The sequence below is a fragment of the Streptomyces sp. NPDC057638 genome (genome assembly GCF_042800315.1).
In the GTDB taxonomy this organism is placed as follows: Bacteria; Actinomycetota; Actinomycetes; order Streptomycetales; family Streptomycetaceae; genus Streptomyces.
Genome location: NZ_JBHVHF010000082.1, coordinates 19,801 through 27,070 on the forward strand (window position 1 = coordinate 19,801; position 7,270 = coordinate 27,070).

General features: G+C 71.5%; 5 protein-coding genes. 2 read left to right on the top strand and 3 right to left on the bottom strand.

What is annotated here, in order from left to right:
- The first annotated feature begins 396 nt into the window (after window positions 1-396).
- Window positions 397-2,988, top strand: a complete 2,592-nt coding sequence (hrpB, locus tag ACFVIM_RS14390) for an ATP-dependent helicase HrpB (protein ID WP_384301024.1) — start codon at window positions 397-399, stop codon at window positions 2,986-2,988.
- A gap of 159 nt (window positions 2,989-3,147) precedes the next feature.
- Here the strand turns inward: hrpB and ACFVIM_RS14395 are convergent, their stop codons facing one another.
- From ACFVIM_RS14395 to ACFVIM_RS14405, 3 genes are all read right to left on the bottom strand, one after another.
- Window positions 3,148-4,116: a DUF3068 domain-containing protein gene (locus ACFVIM_RS14395; RefSeq protein ID WP_384301025.1), complete on the bottom strand. Its 969-nt coding sequence runs from the start codon at window positions 4,114-4,116 to the stop codon at window positions 3,148-3,150.
- 7 nt (window positions 4,117-4,123) lie between these two features.
- A complete protein-coding gene (locus ACFVIM_RS14400) occupies window positions 4,124-4,261 on the bottom strand; it encodes an SPW_0924 family protein (protein ID WP_384301026.1) in 138 nt (45 codons plus the stop codon).
- A 209-nt stretch (window positions 4,262-4,470) separates the two neighbouring features.
- Entirely contained in the window at window positions 4,471-6,204 is a 1,734-nt protein-coding gene (locus ACFVIM_RS14405; RefSeq protein WP_384301027.1) for a lytic transglycosylase, read from the bottom strand.
- A 234-nt stretch (window positions 6,205-6,438) separates the two neighbouring features.
- On the opposite strand from ACFVIM_RS14405, the gene ACFVIM_RS14410 reads away from it, so the two are divergent.
- A partial coding sequence (locus ACFVIM_RS14410) for a DUF4184 family protein (protein ID WP_384301028.1) occupies window positions 6,439-7,270 on the top strand: 832 nt, incomplete at its 3' end.

Here is a 7,270-nt window from a genome sequence, read left to right on the forward strand (position 1 = left end):
GGCCCGAACCACCCGCTGACAGCGGACCGGCCTGGGGGCCAGGTGCCGTCGCCTCGTCCACGAGGTCGGCGGGGCCGCGTGGGCGATGGATCCCGGGTTCGCTGATCGCTCTTTCCCGGGTTGGGGCACGGCTCAGGCGCTGTGGATGGGTGGCGGCATGACCTCACGGCCCATCCGCTCCTGGCCGCTCGGTCGCCGAGGTGGCGACCCACGGGGCGAGACACGACCACGCGGGCCGAGAGGACAGAGGGATGCGCCCGTGCGGGCGGGCATCGTCCCATCGATCGTCCGGTCCGGCGACCCGGCGATCCACACCCCGTCCCATTAGTCATACGGGAGCCCGCCTCTGTGGATACCTCGGAGCACCGATGGGCGGGGACGGAGCAGACTGACCGCATGATCCGAACCCACGCACTCGAGCGCCTTCCGATCCGCGACGTCGTGCCCGAGCTGCTCGCCGCCCTCGACGAGCGGGGCACGGCGGTGCTCCACGCCCCGCCGGGCACGGGAAAGACGACGTTGATACCGCTGGTACTGGCCGGGCTCGTGGGTGAGGGCGCTCGACGGCGGGTGCTGGTCGCCGAGCCCCGGCGGATGGCGGCCCGGGCCGCGGCCCGGCGGATGGCCTGGCTGCTGGGGGAGGAAGTCGGCGGGACAGTGGGTTTCTCCGTGCGCGGTGAACGCCGGGCGGGGCCGATGACCCGGGTCGAGGTGGTGACGACCGGTGTGTTGCTGCAACGGCTGCGGCGGGACCCGGAGCTGTCGGGCGTGGACGCCGTCCTGCTCGATGAGTGCCACGAGCGCCATCTCGACGCCGATACCGTGATCGCCTTCCTCGTGGATGTCCGGGCGGCCCTGCGGCCCGAGCTGCGACTGGTGGCGGCCTCGGCCACGAGTGACGCGGAGGCCTGGGCACGCCTGCTCACCTCACAGGAGGACCAGGAGGGTCCGGCCCCCGTCGTCCGGGCCACCGGTGAGGGTCACCCCGTCGAGGCCCGCCGCGCGGCGCCGCCCGCGGGAATCAGTCCCGCCCACGGGACCTGGGTGGACCCCGCGCTGCTCCGTCATGTCGCGGCGACGGTGCGCCGGGCACTGGAGCGGGACGAGGGGGACCTCCTGTGCTTCCTTCCCGGCACCGGCGAGATCGCCCGTGTGGCGGGGATGCTCACGGACCTCGACGCGGAGGTGCTCCAGTTGCACGGGCGGGCACCGGCGTCCGTGCAGGATGCCGTGTTGCGGGGCGGCACTGAGGGGCGGCGTGTGGTCCTGGCGACGTCCGTGGCGGAGTCGAGCCTGACGGTTCCCGGGGTACGGATCGTCGTGGACTCGGGGCTGGCGCGGGAACCCCGGATGGACCATGCGCGCGGACTGGGCTCACTGGTCACGGTTCCCGTCTCGGCCGCCGCCGCGACCCAGCGGCTGGGCAGGGCGGGGCGTGAGGCTCCCGGTGTGGTGTACCAGTGCTGGTCAGCCGCCGATGAGCGACAGCGTCCCCGCTATCCCGCGCCGGAGATCACGACGGCCGACCTGACGTCGTTCGCACTGCGCGTGGCGTGCTGGGGCGATCCGACGGCCGAGGGGCTGGCGCTGCTGGACGCTCCTCCCTCGGGGGCCATGGCCGCCGCCCGCTCGGTACTGGAATCCATCGGCGCGGTGGACTCGGCGGGCAGGGCGACCGATCGCGGGGACCGGCTGGCCCGGCTCGGCCTGCATCCACGGCTCGCCCGCGCGCTGCTCGATGCCACGCCCTCGGTGGGCGGGCGCCGGGCGGCGGAGGTGGTCGCCCTGCTCAGTGAGGAACCGCCCCGGGAGTACGGAGACGATCTGACCGCCGCCTGGCGCCGCGCGCGGAACGGCGGCGATGGCTACGGGGGACGCTGGCGGGCCGAGGTCAGACGGCTGGTGTCCTCACTGTCGGGCGATGCCCAAGGAGACAGCTCGGATGCCACGGGCGCGGCGCTGGAGCAGGTCGGGCGCGACGGCGGCGCCCTGGGTGACGAGCGGGGCGCGGGGCTCGTGACCGCGCTGGCCTTCCCGGAGCGTGTGGCGAGATCACGCGGGGATGGTGCGTTCTTGATGGTGTCGGGGACCAGGGGCGAGGTCAGGGCCGAGTCGGTGCTGCGGACTGCTCCCTGGTTGGCCATCGCGGTCGCGGACCGGCCCGCCTCGGCGGCCTCCGCGCGGGTGCGGCTCGCCGCTGTGGTCGACGAGGACATCGCCCGTATCGCGGCGGCCCATCGGGGGGCGCTGACGGAGGAGGTCCACTGGAGCGGCGGCGATGTCGTGGCGCGGGAGGTGGAGCGCCTGGGGGCGGTGGAGCTGGCATCACGCCCGCTCCGGAAACCGGACCCGGAGCGGGTGCGCGCGGCCTTGCTCGATGGGCTGCGGAGCGACGGGCTGGGACTGCTCCGCTGGACACAGGAGGCACGACGACTGCGGGAGCGGCTGGCGTTTCTCCACGGGCGCCTGGGCTCGCCCTGGCCGGATGTCTCCGACGCCGCCCTGCTCGACCGTGTGGCCGAGTGGCTGGAACCGGAGCTGTCCCGGGCGCGGCGGCGGACCGATCTGGAGCGGATCCCAGCGGAGCAAGGGCTCCGTCGGCTGTTGCCCTGGGCGAGCGGCGAGGCGGGCCGTCTCGACGAGCTGGCGCCGGAGCGGATCGAGGTTCCGAGCGGCTCTCGGGTCCGGATCGAGTACGGCGGGGACCACCCGGTGCTGGCGGTGAAGCTCCAGGAGCTGTTCGGCTGGGGCGAGACACCACGGATCGCGGATGTTCCCCTGCTGGTGCATCTGCTCTCCCCGGCGGGGCGGCCTGTCGCCGTCACCTCCGATCTGGCCTCCTTCTGGCAGGAGGGATACCGGTCCGTCCGGTCGGAGCTACGGGGCCGCTATCCCAAGCACCCCTGGCCGGAGGATCCCGGGACGGCGATACCGACACGTCATACGAAGGCACGCGACGCGCGGATACGGGAGAGGCAGAGCGGATAGCGGGCACCTCCGGGTCGCGGGTGTCCGGGTGCCGTGGGCGCGGTGTCCTCTTCTCCTCTCCACGCCGTTGGTGCCATCGGGTTCGGCGCGTCGGGTAGGAGAGTGGCTGACGGGGCCGTCAGGGGAATGGGCCGTGGATGGGTGGCCGAGGGAGGGGTGTCATGAGGGCGACCGTCCTCCAGCGCAGGAGCGACCCCGGGCCTCCAGAGCGAGCGAGAGGAACAGGAGGCCACCACCGAGGAGAAGGAAACTCCAGGGCAGATAGGAGGTGAGCATCAGCACCAGTCGGCGCTGGGATGTGACCTGGTCAACGATGGATTCCACATAGTCGGGGCGCATCTTCACATGGCCCGAGAAGGCGGTGACGCGGTCCCGGCCACCGAGAAGGGTGCCGCCGCGCAGTTCCTCCCGGTGGATCTCCTCACCGTTGACGGGGGCTCCGGTGACGGGGTCGACCCAGAACATCCTCTTGGTGGTGTACCAGCGCGTGGTGCCGGTCTGCCGCTCCAGGGTGGAGGCGTCGATACCGGGGATGGGCATCTTCTTCGGGTAGCGGACCTTGGTCCATGGGATGGTCTGCTCGAAGTAGTAGACGTCGAGGCCCCTGAAGTCCTGGGTGCCCCGGTAATGGATGGGAGCCGAGGTACGGGTCTGGGCGTCGAAGTACCGATAGTCCCGCTTCTCGGTCAGGAAGGGCCACTTGAACTCGATGCCGTCGCGGCGGACGGGGTCGCCGTCGACGGACTCCCCGGCGGCATGGACGGGAGTCTGGGAGTGGGCGTCGAAGATATAGCGCTCGGGGATCTGGGAGACCATTTTCCCGTCGGGCCCCTGGACATGGGTGAGGGAGTCCCAGACCACCACGTCACGGCCCGCGTCGCGCTCGATCCGCTCGGACTCCTCCACATTGCCCTTGAGCGTCTGGACGATGGTGACCTTCTGAACCCGTTTGGCCTGGAGAGTGCCGTAGTCGAGGAGGACGGCGTCTTTGGCCTCCAGGACGGTCTCCTGGTACTGGCTTGGCGGAATCTTGGCCAGCCGGGGAAAGGCGTACCAGCGCAGCAGCGGGGAGAGGGCGCAGAAGAAGACGGCGAGTGAGAGGAGGACAAGACTGGCTCGGCGGCGCATCGGGCGCCTACTTCTGGGGGCCGGGGACGGTGGTCAGCAGGGGCCGGGGCGAGGTCTCGCCCGGCGGGGCACCGATCGCGGTGACGGTGAGGACGAGGGCGAAGGCTGTGGCCAGCCCGATGGCGGCGGCGACGAGGACGCGCATGCTCGGCCTCCTTGAGCTCGGGGCGATCCCGTCCTGGACGCGGAGCGTCTGGCGGCCGCAGGCTCGCCTCACCGAGATCTGATGGCTCGTCAGCTGAAAGGTGAGGGCACCGTAGCAAGGGGGCCGCGAGATGAGAACCACAAGGCATCGCCCCCGGCGCCGAGTAGCGACACGGGGGCGATGCGGAGAAGGGGTGAGAGTGAGAGGACTCAGCCGGTGGCCGAGGCGGAGGGGCTCGGCGAGGAGGGACTCGCGGACGAGGACGGCTCGGACTCGGGGACCACCGTGAGCTCGACGGTCGCGACGGCCCCGCCCTCGGTGACGAGGCGGAGCTGGAAGGTGCCCGTCTGCCCGTCGGCATAGATCGACGGAAGCCTCACGAAGCCCAGTTCGTCGGTGGTCAGACCGGTGAGGGTGCGTACGGGGTTGCCCTCGTCGTCCTGGAAGTAGGGCCCCTCGTCGTTCTCCACCGGGTCACCACCGCCGGTCTTGACCATGGTGGCGGTGACCTCGACATCGGCGGCGATGGTGTTCTGGTACAGGGCCTGGAAGCGGAGACGGCCGTCGAACTTCTCGTCTGGGGCGGCGATCAGCTTGTTCTGGTCGATGCGTACCAGTCGGTCGGCGGCGGGGGTGGTGACGCGGGCGCGGACATCCACCGGCGGCGCGTCGCGGTCCACCAGGGTGGCCCGAACCCGGAAGGTGCCGGTCTTGGCGCCGGCCTCCAGGGTGGGGGCGGTGGCCGTGCCGTCGGCACCGGAGGCCACGAGGACGCTGGTGCGGTCGCCCGAGAACCGGGTGTCGGTCGTGCCGAGCAGGGTGAAACGGACGACCTGCTGGGCGACGGGAGCGCCCTTGGCGTTCTCCACCCGCACGCTCACCCGCTCGGCGAAGTCGCGTCCGGCCATGGCGGTGACCGAGCCGGGGCCCGTGTTCTCGATCCGGCTGGCGGGCAGCGGAGTGGTCGGGGGCGTGGTCACCGGAGGCTTCGGCTTCGCCGGATTCGTCGGGGCTGTCGACGGCGGCGTCGGCGAGGGCGTGGTGCCAGGCGTCTGCGGGGGTGTGGGCGTGGTCCCGCCGGGAAGGCCGCCGCTGTTGCTGTCCGGGGTCGAGGAGCCGGGCAGCACTCCGGAGCCGTCGGGGACCTCGTGGGTGCCGCGCTTGTAGAACTCGAACCAGGAGAGGACGGTGTTCAGGTACTCGCGGGACTGGTTGTAGCTGAGGATGGCCCGGTCGAGGTCGGCCCGGTTGGTGAGGTCGCGCTCGCCCGCGCAGAGATAGCGGCCGGCGGCGAGGGCGGCGTCGTAGATGTTGTTGGGGTTCTTCAGGCCATCGCCGTTGGCGTCCTGGCCCCAGGTCGCCCAGGTGGAGGGGATGAACTGCATCGGGCCGACGGCGCGGTCGTGGGTGGTGTCACCGTCATAGGCGCCGTTGTCGGTATCGCTGATGTTGGCGAAGCCGACGCCGTTGAGGACCGGGCCGAGGATCGGCGAGAAGGTGGTGCCGTTGGCGTCGACCTTGCCGCCGCGCGCCTGGCCCGACTCGACCTTGCCGATCGCGGCCAGCAGCTGCCATGAGACCCGGCAGGCCGCGTCGGAGGTCGCGATGGTCGACTCCGCCTGCTTGTAGGCGGCGAGGACGGTGGCCGGGATACCGGCCTCCGCGGATCCGGTCAGGGGAACGGTCGAGGAGGTGGCCGGGGCGTCGGGCTTATGAGGGGTGTTCAGCGGGGGAAGGTCGGTGTGGTAGGGCGAGTTACCGGTCGCGGTGGTGTCCTGGGTCGCGCTGGCGTCGGCGGCCTCCCGGCCCTGCCCGTCGCCACCACTCGCGGTGGCGTGGGTGATCCCGGGCGCCTGCGAGGCGGAGAGGGCGGCGACGGCGGCCGCGGCCACTGCCGTGGTGGTGGCTCCCCTGCGCAGCCGACGGCCGAATTGCGCTGCCATACGTCTGTGTCCCTCCCCGAAAGCGGCTGCCCGCGCCCCTGTGCGATGTCCGTGGTAACTCACGCGACCCTACGTCAACTGACGGCGCCGGAACACCAGGCGGTGCCCGGTTTTCACCAGTTCGCCACCTGGAAAGAGCGGAGAAGGGAGATCAAGATCTATCACACATACTGGCCCCTAGTGATCAGTAGCTGATCGACAACGGTCATAGGGGACAGCGGGGGATTTCAACGCATGCCATTCACACTCAGTCATGCCGCCGCTGTGCTGCCGGGGCTCCGCCGGACGGGAGGTGCTCGCGGGCCGCTGGTCGCGTCGGCACTGGTGATGGGTTCGCTCGCGCCCGACATGACGTACTTCGCGGCGAGCGTGGTGCCACGGGCCATGGAGTTCGGGACATTCACCCATGGACCGCTCGGGGTGGTCACCGTCGACGCCGTGACGACGGCGGTGCTGGTGGGGCTCTGGGTACTGGTGCGCGACCCCGCGCTGGCGCTGGCCCCGGTCCGCTACCGGGGACGCCTTCACGGTTGGCTGCGGGGGCGGCCGGAGCGGATGGGACCGGTGTTCGCGCTGCGGTTCTATCTCTCGGCGGTCATCGGCTCAGCGACCCATGTCGTATGGGACGCCTTCACCCACGCCGACCGCTGGGGCACGCGGTTGGTGCCCGTGCTGAACGAGACGGTGGGCGGGTTCGGTGGATACCAGATCGCCCAGTACGGATCGTCAGCGGCGGCGCTCGTGGTGCTGGTGTGGTTCGTCTGGCCCGCGTTGCGGCGGAAGCCTGTCGCCGTGCCCGGGTCTGTGCCGGTGCTCGGCCGCGGGACGCGACGAGGGGCGTTCGCCCTGATCGGAGCGTGCCTAGTGGTGGGCGCGGCGCTACGGCTCGCACGGTGGCTCGCCTATCACGGCGAGGTGAGCTCACCCCTGGACATCATTCCGACCCTCTGCTTCGGCGCGGGGACGGGGCTGGCCACCGGGGTCGTCGCCTACGCGGTGTGGCTGCGGGTGGCCTCGCCCGCCCCGGCGGGTGAGGAGAGCGCCGCCGGGGGGCCCGCGGTTGAGG

Coding starts and splice junctions, on each gene's coding strand:
- hrpB (WP_384301024.1), top strand. CDS start 397: ATGATCCGAACCCACGCACTCGAGCGCCTTCCGATCCGCGACGTCGTG.
- ACFVIM_RS14400 (WP_384301026.1), bottom strand. CDS start 4,261: ATGCGCGTCCTCGTCGCCGCCGCCATCGGGCTGGCCACAGCCTTCGCC.
- ACFVIM_RS14405 (WP_384301027.1), bottom strand. CDS start 6,204: ATGGCAGCGCAATTCGGCCGTCGGCTGCGCAGGGGAGCCACCACCACG.
- ACFVIM_RS14395 (WP_384301025.1), bottom strand. CDS start 4,116: ATGCGCCGCCGAGCCAGTCTTGTCCTCCTCTCACTCGCCGTCTTCTTC.